This is a genomic window from Photobacterium sp. WH77 (genome assembly GCF_022014395.1).
Lineage (GTDB): Bacteria > Pseudomonadota > Gammaproteobacteria > Enterobacterales > Vibrionaceae > Photobacterium > Photobacterium arenosum.
Genome location: NZ_JAKLTE010000006.1, coordinates 73,952 through 87,588 on the forward strand (window position 1 = coordinate 73,952; position 13,637 = coordinate 87,588).

The following is a 13,637-nucleotide window of genomic DNA, read 5'->3' on the forward strand; positions in this document are numbered from 1 at the left end:
TCAAAGCGAAACAGAATTATCGGTGAATAGCGCAGTTTGGTAGCGCATCTGGTTTGGGACCAGAGGGTCGGGGGTTCGAATCCCTCTTCACCGACCACTATTTCCAAAGTCTGATTCGTCAGGCTTATTGGTTGGTAAGACGGCGACACGGGTCGGGTGCGGAAGCCCGTCGCGATGAATCCCTCTTCACCGACCACTATTTTAAGACGCGGTTTGAGTAACTCAGATAACAAGAGTTATACTTTCAAAAGAAGCAAATCTCGTTTTTAAGACTGTAGTCAATCTGAACAAATTTCGGTGAATAGCGCAGTTTGGTAGCGCATCTCCGGCTTTTGAGAATAGCGGACCAGAGGGACCCTCTGGAGCAAGTCTCAAAGCGAAACAGAATTATCGGTGAATAGCGCAGTTTGGTAGCGCATCTGGTTTGGGACCAGAGGGTCGGGGGTTCGAATCCCTCTTCACCGACCACATTACGGAAGTCCGCTCAATGAGCGGGCTTTTTTGTGTCTATTGACTTTTAATTGTCAAGAGAGCGGCAGTTTTAGTCCCGTCGGGTCGGGTGCGGAAGCCCGCCGCGTTGAATCCCTCTTCATCGACCACATTACGGAAGCCCGCTCGATGAGCGGGCTTTTTTGTGTCTATTGACTTTTAATTGTCAAGAGAGCGGCAGTTTTAGTCCTGTCGGGTCGGGCACGGAAGCCCGCCGCGTTCAATCCCTCTTCACCGACCACATTACGGAAGTCCGCTCAATGAGCGGGCTTTTTTGTGTCTATTGACTTTTAATTGTCAAGAGAGCGGCAGTTTTAGTCCCGTCGGGTCGGGCACGGAAGCCCGCCGCGTTGAATCCCTCTTCACCGACCACATTACGGAAGCCCGCTCGATGAGCGGGCTTTTTTCGTGTCTATTGACTTTTAATTGTCAAGAGAGCGGCAGTTTTAGTCCTGTCGGGTCGGGCACGGAAGCCCGCCGCGTTCAATCCCTCTTCACCGACCACATTACGGAAGCCCGCTCAGTGAGCGGGCTTTTTTATATGTGCATGATTTGGCTTTTGTGCCCAGTAACCCCACCTAGCCTCCCCCTTGAAAAGGGGGAGGGATCGTACAGAGCTTGCTGAAACCAAGGATATTCCCTCCCCTTGGCGAGGAAAGAATTAGACCAGGCGACTCATGGCAGATTGCCAGAGGTTTTTTTTGTGATACCAGATTGGCAGGTAGCTGGTTGCGCGCTGTTGATTTGCTGAACTGTGAATCCCTGCTTTTGCAGCAATGCCGGTAGCCCCTCCTCGCCCATCATGTGGTAAGCGCCGACTACCACCAGAAAAGTCCCTTTTTGGTACTGAGGGGAGATGGTGAGCTGTTTAGCCCAGTTGTAATTACGCTGTATCAGCAAGTGCTGTTCGGTCTCTTCAGACAGGGCAACTTGCTGGCTGAGCTCTGTCAGTACGGCATTATTGCCCTGCTGCCAGGCGGTGAGCAGGCATGTCATTTCTTCTTCCAGCAGAGGCCATTCGTTGAGCGTCGTTTGCAGCAGGTTTAATCCGTGATCAGGCAGTGAAGACAGCAGGCGGAACTGCGCTTCTATCCCTTCCAGCTCGAAAATGGGCAGATTCTCTTTTAGTGCCCGGTTAAACACCACCTGATCAATCCCTTTGTCCGGAGTGAGGCCAAGCGCTAGTGACTGGGCCATTTGCAGATGCATGGCGGTGAGCCAGGGAGGGCTTTCAAGCAGGCTGAAAGGAGACAGTTTGAGCTGAGCGGCAAGCTCTCTGAGTGTCCGGATATCAGATGGCGGCAGCAGTTTACGGGTAAAGTGAGCCTCGTCGATGGCCGGCATACTGAATTGTTTTTGGATATTGGCTTCTAAAATCAGACCATCCGCTTGAGGCCAGTAACGGTTAAAGGCATCAGGCAGCGGGTAGAGTGCATCGCTGCCGACATGGATAGATCCCATCAGCACAAACTGTCGCTGGTTGTCTTTGGCCAGCCAGACCTGAGGTTCTGCAGAGGCACCTGAACTGAAGATTGTCAGCAGGATACCGGCTTTGGTGAGCAAGGATTTGAACATGCTGTTTCCATTGGCGGTAGGATGCATACAGCCTATGGAATCTGGTGTGGGCTGGCAAGAAAAAGCGGCTGTAGAAAGCAGCCGCTCAAAAGTGATTATTTTTTTGGATGCAGCCAGAACCACCAGACAATAAAGCCAATGGTCAGTGCAGCAAGTATTGCCATCATATCAGGCCTCCTTCTTCAATTGAGCGTTGTCCTGACTACCAGGGCGGAAAAGTCTCAGTCTGTTGGCATTGCTGACCACAGTGATGGACGAGAGCGCCATTGCCGCTCCGGCTATCACAGGGCTGAGCAGGCTGCCGGTGAAAGGGAACAGGATACCGGCGGCCAGCGGAATCCCTAATGTGTTATACACAAAGGCACCGAACAAGTTTTGCTTCATGTTACGTAACGTCGCTGATGAGAGCTCAAGTGCATCGGCGACGCCGTGCAGAGAATGGCGCACCAGGGTTAATTGCGCGCTTTCAATGGCGACATCGCTGCCGCTGCCCATGGCAATACCAATTTCTGCCTTAGCCAGTGCAGGAGCGTCATTAATGCCGTCCCCGACCATGGCTACGTGTTTCCCGGACTGCTGTAATTGCGCCACCTGCTCGGATTTTCCATCGGGCAGGACACCGGCAATGACGCGGTCAATCCCCGCCTGACGAGCGATCGCTTTGGCTGTTCGTTCGGTGTCACCGGTCAGCATGATCACCTCGATCCCTTTCGCCTGAAGTCTCTCTACTGCCGCTTTAGAGTCTGAGCGCAGCGGATCACTGATGCCTAACAGTGCGGCCAGTGCTCCGTCTACGGCAATGAAAATAGCCGTTGCACCTGCATCGGCCAGCGAGTGGGCATCGTTTTGATGGGCAGAAATGTCGATATTTTCTTTTTCCATCAGCGCACGGTTGCCCAGCAGAACACGCTGTCCGTTAACCTCGCCGCTGACGCCATAGCCAGCCTGAGCGTTAAAATCTCGGGCTGATTGCAAAGACAGTCCTTTTTCCTGTGCCGCCGAGACGATAGCTTTTGCCAGCGGGTGCTCTGCACCCCGTTCGAGGCTGGCCGCCAGAGTCAGCACAGCGTGTTCAGTGTGATCACCATAATAATGGTTGTGTGTGAGCACAGGCTTGCCTTCGGTCAGCGTACCGGTTTTGTCCAGCACCACTGTATCTATGTTGGCGGCCAGTTGCATCGCATCGGCATGACGGATAAGGATGCCGTATTCCGCAGCGCGGCCAAGACCGACTGTCACCGACATGGGGGTCGCCAGTCCAAGTGCACAGGGGCAGGCAATGATGAGTACAGTTGTTGCGGTGATCAGCATGTAAATCGAGACGGGATCCGGGCCAAAGTAATACCAGAGAGTGGCGGTAACAATGGCAATGATCATCACGGCCGGAACAAAAATGGCAGAAATGGTATCCGCCATTTTCGCCAGCTCAGGCTTGCTGCTCTGCGCCTGACGAACCAGACCTATGATCCGGGCCAGCAGGGTTTGATTACCGACCTGCACCGCTTTAAACAGCAGGCTGCCGCTTTGGTTAATGGTACCGGCATGGAGTTTGTCTCCCGGCTTCTTGTGGGCCGGGACGGGTTCACCGGTCAGCATGGATTCGTCAAGATAGCTCTCACCTTGCTCAATCACGCCATCGACAGGCACTTTGGCACCCGGACGTAAACGCAGCACCATACCCGACTGAACTTCAGCCAGAGGGACTTCACGCTCGCCTTGCTGATCCACCAGAATGGCGGTCTGCGGCTGCAGATCGATCAGTTTTTCCAGTGCCCGTGAAGTGCGACCGCGCGCTTTGGCTTCAAGTGCATGGCCCAGTGTGATCAGCCCCAGAATCATGGCTGACGCTTCAAAATAGACATGCCTGGCTTGTGCCGGGAACCAGTCTGGCTTGAGCACCACAAACATGGAATAAAACCAGGCAGCACCTGTCCCCAGAGCGACCAGGGTATCCATACTGGCTCTGTGATGTAAAAAAGCTTTCCAGGCATCGCGGAAAAAGTGGCCGCCACAGTAAATGAGCAACGCCAGCGTCAGCACACCTATGATGCCCCAAGCCCACTGGCTGGTGGCCGACTCTATCATCATACTGCCACCGAATACGCCCCAGGCCATGAGGGGCACACCCAGCACTAATGCCAGCCCGGCATTGAGCAGATGCTGTTTGTAAGTTGCTGTATTCTGGGCTTGCTGGCGCTCACGTCTTGTCGCTTCATCTTCACTGAGCTCTGCACCATACCCGGCATCAGACACAGCTTGGATCACAGATTCAGGACTGATATCCCCTTGAACCAGCGCTGTCCGTTCGGCCAGGTTGACACTGACAGCCGTAACCGCTGCCACGCCCTGAATGGCTTTTTCAACTGAGGACACACAACTGGCGCAGGTCATGCCTGAAAGTAAAAAGTAGTGGCTGTTATCGGATGATGGCGCGGTTTCAGCATCGGCTGATGGTGACGGCTCGGGTTGCTCCGTTTTCGCTTGTTCAGGTGCAGTTGCGTCGTGCAAGACAGCTTCTGCCGCATTCGTTTCAACCGCACCAGCTTCAGCCGGTACCTGATAGCCTGCAGATTCAATCAGGGCTATCAGCGCGGATTCGGTCAGTGAGCCCTGCACCTTTGCCCGGGTTTTGCTGACTTCAAACTGCGTGATTTCCGGCTCGTTTGTGAATATGGCCTCCAGCTTGCTGACACACTTGCCACACGACAGACCCGACAGCGGCAAGTCATGGTGGTAACCCCCTTGGTAGCCAAGGCTTTCGATAGTGGCAATCACTTCATTCAGATCGACCTGCCCTGTGATATGGGCTTGCTGGGTATTAATGTCCAGAGATTCGATACCATCAAGCTTGCTCAGTGCCTGTTTAATTTTTCCGACGCAGTTCATACAGCGAACCTTGCCAAGTGGCAGCCTGATATCCATGTTGGCAGCGGAATGGCTGGCTGGGGTGGCGGCGTGATTTGAATTATCCATGGGCTTCCTCTACACCACAGTTATGAGATATGCTAACCCTAAAGCTTCCAGTTAATGGAAGGTCAAGCGGTATTTTAACGAGGTAATGATGAATATCAGCGAAGTGGCAAAACAGACGGGCCTGACTAACAAAACCATACGATTTTATGAAAGCAAGGGCATGATTAGTGAGCCGCAGCGGGGTGAGAATGGCTATCGCCGTTACAGCCAAAAGCAGGTGAACGAACTGTTGATGATAAAACGATCGCGGCTGGTCGGATTCAGTCTGGATGAAAGTCGTGAGCTGCTGGCCTTGTCGCGGGATCCGGACAGAAAAAGTGCTGACGTAAAAGAAAAAGCTGAGCACAAACTGGCTGAGATTGATCATCAGATCCAGGAATTACTGGCAATGAAACAAAGCCTTCAGAGCCTGATCAGTCAGTGTCCGGGTAACAACCAGCCGGGTTGTCCGATCATAGATGCCCTGACCATAGGGGAGGCTGCGGCAAGATAACCGCAGGCAAAGTGGGATTGCCTGCGGCGTGGATGAGATCAGTACAGCAGAGAATAAAGCTGGCGACGATACTGACTGGCAAGGGCATTGCCCTGACCGAGTGAGGCCAGGATATCCATCATGGTTTTCTTGGCATTACCGTCGGCGAAGTTCAGATCTTTACGCAGCAGATTCAGCAGGATATCCAGAGATTCCTGATGACGATTGACCTGGCTGTACTGCACCGCAAGCTCATAAGCGAGCTGTCCGTTGCCCGGATCGGTGGCCAGTTTCTCTTCTAACTGGCGGATCTCCGGAGAATCGCTGGCTTGGCGGTGGAGCTCCAGCTTTGCAACCAGCCCTTTGTAATAACCGTCCTGATCCTGCATCGGAATCTGCCCAAGCAGGGTTTCCGCTTCGTCAAACTGTGCCGTTTCCAGCAGGCATTCGGCGGTGGCAAGCAACACCTGGCTGTTACCCGGCAGGCTGCCTGCCAGTTCGCGCAGAATGGGCAGTGCTTCGTTGAAGGCTTGCTGGCTGACTAATTGAATGGCCTGTTCCAGCTGCATTTCTTCCTGGCTGGGTAAATGCTTACTCAGCATCTGACGCAGGCTGTCTTCGGTTTGCGGACCTGCCGCGCCGTCAACCGGCTGACCATTGCTGAAAATGGCGACGGTCGGAAGACTGCGCACACCAAACTGGGCTGCCACCATCTGCTGTTCTTCACAATTGAGCGTTGCCACCACAAACTGGCCAGCATACTGGGCCGCCAGACGCTCAAGCAGGGTGTTGACTTCTGCTGTTTCTGGCATGGATGGAGCCCAGAAGCTGATCACGACCAGCTGTTGCATTGACTGCTCTATCACCTGATGCAGATTGGTTTCATTCAGTTCAATTGCTAATTTGTCATTCATACCGGGCGTTTCCGTGATCGTTTAAGAGTGATGTTCAAGATGTTGGGCTGATTGGCTGGAAAATCAAGAGAAAAGACAGAAAAACGCGGCTGGTAACGGGTCTAAGAGAAAAAAACGGAGAGCAGGGCTCTCCGTTACAGATGGAAGGTCAGAAGCAGAGCAATAGCGACACAAAGACAGAGCGCATTTATCTGGCGTAATGTCATGCCGATCTCTCCGAAAAATGTAGCACGTTTATTTAGGGGGATCGCTGGTTTACCCCTTCAGCAGGTAAGGACCAACTTACCCTGAAGCCTAGAGTGCTCAGATGACACAATCATGACAGCTGGCTAAAAAAAGCGCATTTTTCCGCTGAGGTTTTGACTCTCGGATCAAGATCAAAGTTTGCCCATTATGAGTGCCAGTTAATCGCTTTTTCCCAGCAGATGATCGAGCCAGCGAACGGGCAACACTCTGCGCAGAAAGCCAAAGATATAGGTCGGCTGGGTGACATAGTACCGGGCTGATGGCCGATCACTGTTGATAATGTGCATCAGCGGTTTGAGTACGGCCTCCGGGGTCAGTGTGAACTTATTGGACGGGGAGGGCTTGCCCAGTCTGTTCAGTGTGTTCTGATAACTCTCTTTGTGCCGTGATGCCGTCATATCAATATGGGATTCAAACTGACGCTTGGCATTGGCCCGGAACTGACTTTCAATTGGCCCTGGCTCTATCAGGCTGACTTTAATCGGGGTGTTAGCCAGCTCCAGCCGCAGTGTATCTGTGTATCCTTCCAGCGCAAATTTACTGGCGTTATAGGCGCCGCGGTACTTCATGGCAACAAGACCGAGTACAGAGCTGTTTTGCACGATTTTGCCGCCTCCCTGAGCCAGCATGACAGGAATCACAGCTTTAGTGAGCGAGTGCCAGCCAAACAGGTTGGTTTCGAACTGCTCGCGAAGGGCATCGGTGGGGAGATCTTCAAGGGCGCCGGGCTGGCCGTAGGCGCCGTTGTTAAACAGCACATCGAGTTTACCTTCAGTGATACTCAGTGCTTCTGCCAGTCCTTGTTCAATAGACTGGTTGTCGGCGAGATCGAGCCTCACGCAGTGAAGGCCTTCGTCACGCAGGCGTGCGACATCGTCATCGTGCCGGCAGCTGGCCACCACTAGATAGCCAGCCTGATGAAGCGATCTGGCACAGTGGTAACCGATACCGCTGCTGCAGCCGGTAATAAGAATGGCAGTGCTCATTGATAGTCCTTAAATCCGGGCATCATCGCGCCCGTAAAATCTGGTTACAAAAAAGGTGTGATAGTGTTTGTCATGAATTCAGCGATCCAGGGCTGGGCATCGGCTTTGGGGTGCAGGCCATCATCCATCATCCAGCCGTCACGCAGAATGACTTGCTCCAAAAAGAAGGGAAGCAGAGGCAAAGCGTAGTCTGTGCTGAGTCTGGGATAGATAGCTTCAAACTGGCTGGTATAGCGCTTGCCGTAGTTGGGCGGGATGCGGATTTGCATCAACATCGGCTCACCGCCGCTATCCTTAATAAGGTCAATAATGGCTTTGAGGTTATTCTCTATGGTCGCCGGTGGAAATCCGCGCAGACCATCATTCGCACCCAGTTCAATTATGACGTAATCTGGAGCATGCTGTTTCAATAGCTTAGGCAGACGGGCAAGACCATTTCCTGTGGTGTCGCCCGATATACTGGCATTAATGACGTCAATTTTCAGCCCGTTGCCGTTAAGCATGGGTTCCATCAGGCGGGGCCAGCTTTGTTCGGCACGCATCTGATATCCTGCACTCAGGCTGTCGCCAAGCACCATTAAGGTGGCGGCAACACTGCTGAGTGGGGTCATAACAAGTAATAACAGTGCAAGGATCCGCATCATGTCTACATCCGTGATAAAAGCGCAATCAGTAACTAAACAGGTGACAACGGCCACCACGACTCTCACCATTCTGCAGGATGTTTCGCTTGAGGTCGAGCAGGGTGAAAGCATTGCTTTGGTTGGGGTTTCCGGGGCGGGTAAATCGACACTGATGACCTTGCTGGCCGGGCTGGACGTACCCAGCAGCGGCGAAATTGAGTTGCTGGGGCAAGTTTTGTCCCACATGGACGATGAGTCCCGTGCCGCGTTGCGCAGCCAGGCCGTTGGGTTTGTGTTCCAGAGTTTTTTGCTGATCCCGTCGCTGACGGCGCTGGAGAATGTGACATTACCGGCCATTATCAAAGGGGAAACCGGTGATAGCGAGCGGGCAGCAGAGTTGTTGCGCCAGGTCGGACTGCAGGGGCGCGAAGAGCATCTTCCTTCCCAGTTATCGGGCGGTGAGCAGCAGCGTGTGGCACTTGCCAGAGCATTCATGACCGCCCCACAGGTGCTGTTTGCCGATGAACCGACGGGCAATCTGGATCAGCAAACCGCTGCGACCATCATAGATTTACTGTTTGCGCTCAACCGGGATCACGGCACTACCCTGGTGCTGGTAACGCACGACCCGCAACTGGCAGAACGTTGTGATCGGGTAGTGCGTATTCATGGCGGACGGGTGGAGGCGGCATGACAGAGATGAGTGAAAGCCAGAGTCCTGTCAGGCCAAAGGGCCATTCCCTGTTGCTGAAATGGAGCTGGCGTGAACTGTGGCAAGGGCAGTTGTGGCCCGTTGCGGTGGCACTGACTTTGATCATTGCCTGTGTGTTTGCACTGGCCTCGCTGGTGGTACGGGTTGAGAAGATCATGATTAACCAGGGGCGCAGCATGATAGCCGCTGATCTGGTATTAAGATCGGCCAATCCTGTGCCTGATAACCTTGTCAGGGAAGCGGAGCGTCTGGGGCTGACGGTCACAGAGCAAACGCGGTTTGGCACCATGGCGTTCAGCGATAATGCCATGCAGCTGGTTAGCGTGAAATCTGTCTCCAGTGATTTTCCATTGCGGGGAGAGCTGGTGCTGCAGGGCACCCGCCGGACCCAGCAACAGGTCAATCCGGGTGAGTTATGGCTGTCTGAGCGGTTATTCTCTCTGCTTAATGTCAGCAATGGTGATCAGGTGGCCATTGGCAACGCTGAGCTGACAGTGGCCGGCACCATAGTGCAGGAACCTGAACTGTCGTTTAACCCTTTCAGTCAGATGCCGGCCGTGTTGATGCATGAAGCCGATCTGGCCGCCACTGAGGCTATCCAGCCCGGCAGCCGGGTACGTTACCGGGCTTATTTTAATGGTACTGAGACCCAGTTAAAGCAACTCAGGGAGCAATCACAGCTGACACCGGATCAGCGCTGGATCAGTGAAACCACCCAAGGCCGGACCGGCGAGATGATCGAGCGGGTGCAGCAGTACCTTTCGCTGACCCTGATACTGGTGATCATGATGGCCACGGCCACTCTGGTGCTGACCTGTATGCACTACACCTCCAGCCGGACGGAAACCGTGGCCATGATGAAAAGCCTCGGTGCCGGTAAAGCCTTCTTGTGGCGGTGGCTGGCGAGGCAGCTGGGGCTGTTGTTTGCCATTGCCGCCTCGGCGGGCCTGGCGCTGGGGCTTTTTCTGGAGTGGCTGTTACGTCTGCCGCTTACTGATGTGTTACCGCAGCCGCTGCCCGAGATGGGAGCCATGCCCTGGCTGGTCAGCCTGCTGGTGGCGATCCTGGTATCGGTACCGGGCATCGGGATCGCACTGTGGCGCTTGCTGGATGCACCGGCTCTGGCTGTGATGCAGCGCCAGACGGCGGACACCAGTTCTAAGAAACGTTACCTGCTGATTTTGCTGCCTGTTGTTGCACTATTACTCTGGGTCGGTAATAACCCTATGATGTGGCTGACCCTGGCTGGTTTGTTTGTGTTGCTGGTGCTGCTGGCGGGCATGGGATTATTGCTGGTGGCCGGGTTGCGTCGTCGTCAGTGGGGACCGGCGATGACACTGGCTCTGAGTCGTATCGGTCGCAGTCCGCTGGCAAGCGGTGCCCAGTTGGCCGCCCTGACCAGCTCGCTGATGCTGCTGGCGGTTATCTGGCTGCTGCGTACCGATTTGCTGGCGGACTGGCAGCAGACATTGCCGCCGGATGCCCCCAATGTGTTTGCGCTTAATATCAGCCCGGTTCAGCATCCGGCCTATCTCAATGTGCTGGATGAGAGCGGCTTAATGCGTTCCGACAGTTATCCTATAGTGCGCGGCCGGCTGGTAACCATAAACGGCCAGAATCCAAGGGCTGAAGGCGCTGAAAACGGCAGTGAGAGTGATGAGCGTCAGGAAGGGGATGAATCCTTGCGCCGCGAACTGAATTTTACCTGGCGAGATTCCATGCCAGTACACAACACCTTAGTGGCTGGCGAATGGAGCAATGCCCCCGGCGGTGTGTCGGTAGAAACCGGTGTGGCAGAACGGCTGGGGATAAAACTGGGTGATACCCTGGGCTTTAACGTGAACAGTCAGGTGTTCAGTGCAACAGTTACCAGTCTGCGGGAGGTGGAATGGCGCAACATGCGGCCTAATTTCTACTTCATCTTCACACCGGATGTCATGGCTGATTTGCCTGCCACCTGGCTGGTCAGTTTCAGAGTGGCGGCAGAGCAGAGTGAGTTGGTGAACAAGCTCGGCCGAGACTATCCGACAGTCACCTTGCTGGACTTGAGAACCATGGCAACCCGTATTCAGGCCATACTACAGCAAGTGTCCTTGTCATTGTCTGTGCTGGCTTTTCTGGGGGTGTGCAGCGGCTTGTTACTGGTGCTGACTTTGTTACGCCTGAGCCTGTCACAGCGGCAGCAGGAAATTAAGCTCTACCGCACCTTAGGCGCCAGCCGAAGCCGGATCCGTGCCACCATCTGGAGCGAATATGGCCTGATGGCGGTACTGGCGGGGGTGATCGCCGTACTCGGGGCTGAAGCACTGGTGGCTTCTTTGATCAAATGGGGATTTGAGCTGCCTGTCAGCTGGCATCCGGGGTTGTGGCTGGTATTACCGCTACTCTCAATCGTGCTGATCCTGCTGATCATCAGTACCATGATGAAGCAACTGCTGCGTCCTTTGGGCCGATAGCGCGGTTGGGCCGGGTTACTCTACACGGGTAACCCGGCTTTCCTGATCGCTCAGGGCACTTTTCAGCGCACCTTCCAGCTCCGGGTAGCAGAAATGGAAACCATGGGCTTCCAGCTTAGCCGGCAGAGCACGCTGGCTGTCGAGCAGCATCTGGGCCGATTCTCCCATACCGAGGCGCAACAACCATTCCGGTGTGCTCATCACATGCGGACGATGCAGCACTCTGGCCAGTGTCTGGCTGAACTCTTTATTGGTCACAGGTTTGGGGGCCGTGAGGTTATAGGGGCCCTGAGCATTAGTTTGCTTGATCAGAAACAGTATGCCTTTCACCATGTCCTGCAGATGAATCCACGGGAAATACTGCTGTCCATTGCCAATCGGGCCACCCAGGCCCATTTTGTACAGCGGGACCAGTTTTGCCAGCGCCCCGCCGCCTTTGCCCAGTACAATGCCGGTGCGAAGCACACACACGCGGGTTTTGTCTGACTGCGCCGCCAGTGCCCGCTCCTCCCAGGTACGGCAAACCGTATGGGCAAAATCGTCGCGCTTAACATCGAGTGACTCGTCAAAGCCGTTGTGCTGTTGATCGCCGTAGTAGCCTACAGCAGAGCCGCTGATGAAGGTATGCGGCGGGCTCTCACCGGCCTGCAATCTGACCACCAGATCCCGGGTGAGCTGCCAGCGGCTGCGGCAAATCTCTTCTTTCTGTTTCTCTGTCCAGCGCTTATCAGCAATCGGTTCACCGGCCAGATTGATCACCACATCAAATTCATCCAGATTAACCAGTGAATCCAGGCTGGTGATGACTTTAATATGATGGCCCAGACGTTGATAAGCGCGGTTGGGGTTACGGCTGAGAACAGTTACCTGATCATGATTCAGATGAGGAAGTAGCGCTTTGCCAATAAACCCGGTTCCGCCGGTGATCAGAATATGCATGTCTCGTCCGCCTGTCTGACTGATAATTTATCCTTGTTTTGTCTAAATTATAATCAATCGGCGAGCTGTTCTCTGTTTTTCCAGCGCTTTCGGTTTTGACGTCAGTCAAAAAACGAGGATCAGCGATCAACATGACCCAGATCACGAGCGGGATCCAGAATATCCCTGACCCTTTGTTTGAGCTGTTTGGCATCAGGAAAACCGCCATCGGTTTTGCGTTCCCAGATGCGAACGTTATTGCAGAAGACTTCAAACCGGCCACCTGTGTCCGGGTGCAGGCTGACGGCGTCCAGATCTTCGCTGAACGTATGCAACAGCTCCTGACACATCCAGCTGGCCCGAAGCATCCAGTTGCACTGGCGGCAGTAGTAAATATCAATCACGGCTTTGCTGGCCGTTTGCGGTGTATTGTCAGACATAAGAATTCTCACATTCCGAATAACAGTTTGGCCCCGATCAGAAACGTCAGGGCTTCGAAACAGCGCTTGATCAGCTTATTGCTCTGCCTGATAGCCAGATGCGCCCCGAGGTAGCCCCCCAGCAATGAACCGGCAATCAGAATCGGCAGCCAGGGCCAGAATATTTCCGCGCCTGCCGCGTACATGGCGACCGCGCCTGTGCCGTTCCAGAATAAACCGACACTGATCATGGTTAACGCGACGGCCTGTTTATAGTCATACCCAAACCAGCGTATCAGAAATAAGGTCACAAACAGACCGCTGCCTGCGGTCAGCGAGCCATTGATCACTCCAATCCCAGCCAGACCCAAGCTGCCGGCGATCAGCCCTTTGGTATCCCGTCGGCGTGCATTTTCGCTCTGGCCCAGGCTGGGTTGATACAGGGAGTATACGCCAAGGCCAATGATAAGGATGCCAAGGGCGGACTCGGCTATTCGGCCCGGTACAAAGAGAATGGCATTGGCGCCCAGGATGACACCTAAGGTACCGGATGCAATGACATAGCCTGTCATTGACCAGTTCAGCTTACCGGATCGGATATGTTTGACGGCTGCACCCAGCCCCAGCGCGACGCTGGCAATTTTATGGGTAGCCAGCGCCACGGAAAAGGGCAGGCCCAGAAAAATCAGCAGGGGAAACTGGATCAACCCGGCACCGCCGCCGGACAAAGAGGCCAAAGTGTTGGCAAACAGGGAGCCAATGAAAAGTCCGAGAGAATTCAACCAATCCATGTATCTTGCTGCAATCCTTAATTATTCAGACTTCACAGCATACGGATTATGAATAGTCTGGCA

General features: G+C 54.2%; 12 protein-coding genes and 2 tRNA genes. 6 read left to right on the plus strand and 8 right to left on the minus strand.

Features of this window, described 5'->3' with window-relative positions; all coding sequences use genetic code 11:
- The first annotated feature begins 20 nt into the window (after positions 1-20).
- Positions 21-97, plus strand: a tRNA-Pro gene (locus tag L6J37_RS08290).
- Between the two features lie 294 nt (positions 98-391).
- Positions 392-468 (plus strand) — tRNA-Pro (locus L6J37_RS08295).
- A gap of 696 nt (positions 469-1,164) precedes the next feature.
- On the opposite strand, the gene L6J37_RS08300 is transcribed toward L6J37_RS08295, so the two are convergent.
- Positions 1,165-2,064 (minus strand): TraB/GumN family protein, encoded by a 900-nt coding sequence (locus tag L6J37_RS08300; protein WP_237794751.1) that lies wholly within the window; start codon positions 2,062-2,064, stop codon positions 1,165-1,167.
- Between L6J37_RS08300 and L6J37_RS21315 the strand changes: the two genes are divergently transcribed.
- The gene (locus L6J37_RS21315; protein WP_255557874.1) at positions 2,063-2,197 is read left to right on the plus strand and encodes a hypothetical protein; all 135 of its coding nucleotides are present in this window, start codon (positions 2,063-2,065) and stop codon (positions 2,195-2,197) included. The two genes, L6J37_RS08300 and L6J37_RS21315, sit on opposite strands and share 2 nt — an antisense overlap.
- 35 nt (positions 2,198-2,232) lie before the next feature.
- Here L6J37_RS21315 and L6J37_RS08305 read toward each other — a convergent pair whose 3' ends face one another.
- Positions 2,233-4,950, minus strand: a complete 2,718-nt coding sequence (locus tag L6J37_RS08305; protein ID WP_330872767.1) for a copper-translocating P-type ATPase — start codon at positions 4,948-4,950, stop codon at positions 2,233-2,235.
- A gap of 175 nt (positions 4,951-5,125) precedes the next feature.
- On the opposite strand from L6J37_RS08305, the gene cueR reads away from it, so the two are divergent.
- Positions 5,126-5,530, plus strand: a complete 405-nt coding sequence (gene cueR, locus L6J37_RS08310) for a Cu(I)-responsive transcriptional regulator (protein ID WP_237028844.1) — start codon at positions 5,126-5,128, stop codon at positions 5,528-5,530.
- 38 nt (positions 5,531-5,568) lie between these two features.
- On the opposite strand, the gene L6J37_RS08315 is transcribed toward cueR, so the two are convergent.
- The 3 genes from L6J37_RS08315 to tesA form a co-directional block, all read right to left on the minus strand.
- The gene (locus L6J37_RS08315; protein ID WP_192014616.1) at positions 5,569-6,423 is read right to left on the minus strand and encodes a co-chaperone YbbN; all 855 of its coding nucleotides are present in this window, start codon (positions 6,421-6,423) and stop codon (positions 5,569-5,571) included.
- 404 nt (positions 6,424-6,827) lie between these two features.
- Positions 6,828-7,655: an SDR family oxidoreductase gene (locus L6J37_RS08320; RefSeq protein WP_237794753.1), complete on the minus strand. Its 828-nt coding sequence runs from the start codon at positions 7,653-7,655 to the stop codon at positions 6,828-6,830.
- A 44-nt stretch (positions 7,656-7,699) separates the two neighbouring features.
- Positions 7,700-8,299: a multifunctional acyl-CoA thioesterase I/protease I/lysophospholipase L1 gene (tesA, locus tag L6J37_RS08325; RefSeq protein ID WP_218383819.1), complete on the minus strand. Its 600-nt coding sequence runs from the start codon at positions 8,297-8,299 to the stop codon at positions 7,700-7,702.
- Between tesA and L6J37_RS08330 the strand changes: the two genes are divergently transcribed.
- Together L6J37_RS08330 and L6J37_RS08335 are read left to right on the plus strand one after the other, a co-directional pair.
- Positions 8,298-8,972, plus strand: a complete 675-nt coding sequence (locus L6J37_RS08330) for an ABC transporter ATP-binding protein (protein WP_192014619.1) — start codon at positions 8,298-8,300, stop codon at positions 8,970-8,972. The genes tesA and L6J37_RS08330 overlap by 2 nt on opposite strands.
- The gene (locus tag L6J37_RS08335) at positions 8,969-11,446 is read left to right on the plus strand and encodes an ABC transporter permease (protein WP_192014620.1); all 2,478 of its coding nucleotides are present in this window, start codon (positions 8,969-8,971) and stop codon (positions 11,444-11,446) included. The genes L6J37_RS08330 and L6J37_RS08335 overlap by 4 nt, the downstream gene beginning before the upstream one ends.
- Positions 11,447-11,461: 15 nt before the next feature.
- On the opposite strand, the gene L6J37_RS08340 is transcribed toward L6J37_RS08335, so the two are convergent.
- The 3 genes from L6J37_RS08340 to L6J37_RS08350 form a co-directional block, all read right to left on the minus strand.
- Complete coding sequence (locus L6J37_RS08340; protein ID WP_218383817.1) at positions 11,462-12,385, minus strand: TIGR01777 family oxidoreductase; 924 nt, start codon at positions 12,383-12,385, stop codon at positions 11,462-11,464.
- Positions 12,386-12,504: 119 nt separating this feature from the next.
- On the minus strand, positions 12,505-12,804 hold the full coding sequence (locus L6J37_RS08345; RefSeq protein ID WP_237794755.1) for a SelT/SelW/SelH family protein: 300 nt from the start codon (positions 12,802-12,804) through the stop codon (positions 12,505-12,507).
- An 8-nt stretch (positions 12,805-12,812) separates the two neighbouring features.
- Positions 12,813-13,574, minus strand: coding sequence for a sulfite exporter TauE/SafE family protein (locus L6J37_RS08350; protein ID WP_237794757.1), 762 nt, complete (start codon positions 13,572-13,574; stop codon positions 12,813-12,815).
- Positions 13,575-13,637: the final 63 nt, after the last annotated feature.

What these genes read in the sequence shown, in the direction of transcription:
- L6J37_RS21315 (WP_255557874.1), top strand. Translation starts at nt 2,063, where the DNA reads ATGCTGTTTCCATTGGCGGTAGGATGCATACAGCCTATGGAATCTGGT.
- L6J37_RS08300 (WP_237794751.1), bottom strand. Translation starts at nt 2,064, where the DNA reads ATGTTCAAATCCTTGCTCACCAAAGCCGGTATCCTGCTGACAATCTTC.
- L6J37_RS08305 (WP_330872767.1), bottom strand. Translation starts at nt 4,950, where the DNA reads ATGAACTGCGTCGGAAAAATTAAACAGGCACTGAGCAAGCTTGATGGT.
- cueR (WP_237028844.1), top strand. Translation starts at nt 5,126, where the DNA reads ATGAATATCAGCGAAGTGGCAAAACAGACGGGCCTGACTAACAAAACC.
- L6J37_RS08315 (WP_192014616.1), bottom strand. Translation starts at nt 6,423, where the DNA reads ATGAATGACAAATTAGCAATTGAACTGAATGAAACCAATCTGCATCAG.
- L6J37_RS08320 (WP_237794753.1), bottom strand. Translation starts at nt 7,655, where the DNA reads ATGAGCACTGCCATTCTTATTACCGGCTGCAGCAGCGGTATCGGTTAC.
- L6J37_RS08330 (WP_192014619.1), top strand. Translation starts at nt 8,298, where the DNA reads ATGTCTACATCCGTGATAAAAGCGCAATCAGTAACTAAACAGGTGACA.
- tesA (WP_218383819.1), bottom strand. Translation starts at nt 8,299, where the DNA reads ATGATGCGGATCCTTGCACTGTTATTACTTGTTATGACCCCACTCAGC.
- L6J37_RS08335 (WP_192014620.1), top strand. Translation starts at nt 8,969, where the DNA reads ATGACAGAGATGAGTGAAAGCCAGAGTCCTGTCAGGCCAAAGGGCCAT.
- L6J37_RS08340 (WP_218383817.1), bottom strand. Translation starts at nt 12,385, where the DNA reads ATGCATATTCTGATCACCGGCGGAACCGGGTTTATTGGCAAAGCGCTA.
- L6J37_RS08345 (WP_237794755.1), bottom strand. Translation starts at nt 12,804, where the DNA reads ATGTCTGACAATACACCGCAAACGGCCAGCAAAGCCGTGATTGATATT.
- L6J37_RS08350 (WP_237794757.1), bottom strand. Translation starts at nt 13,574, where the DNA reads ATGGATTGGTTGAATTCTCTCGGACTTTTCATTGGCTCCCTGTTTGCC.